This is a genomic window from Gilvimarinus sp. 1_MG-2023 (assembly GCF_030548285.1).
Map to the genome: position 1 here is coordinate 1 of NZ_JAUOSC010000544.1, position 328 is coordinate 328.

The following is a 328-nucleotide window of genomic DNA, read 5'->3' on the forward strand; positions in this document are numbered from 1 at the left end:
CCCCAAAACGGCGGCACAATTACTGGATCATTGTCAGCGTCTGGACCGGATATTGATTGCTTTGGAACAGTTGTCTGAGCTGGCCGGGGTGACGCCTCGTATCGTCGACAGCTTGCAGACGCATTGGCAGCAAGCTTTGTTGACGCGGGAGCTGGCACGGTTGAGTGACGATATGCCACTGGGTATCAATCTGCATGATCTGCGTTTTCAGGTACAGGATGCCGAGGCGTTCTAGCTGTTGCCCTGATTGGGTTTTCATCTGTTGGCCGTTACGGTTTTCTGGTTCGCATATTGAACACATCTTGAAAAATAAACCTGAACACAGGAT

Annotated in this window: 1 protein-coding gene; it reads left to right on the top strand. The window is 50.9% G+C overall.

What is annotated here, in order from left to right; all coding sequences use genetic code 11:
* Positions 1 to 235: 5'-3' exonuclease H3TH domain-containing protein (locus Q4563_RS18005; RefSeq protein ID WP_303605478.1), on the top strand; the 235-nt coding region annotated here is incomplete at its 5' end.
* Positions 236 to 328 lie beyond the last annotated feature (93 nt).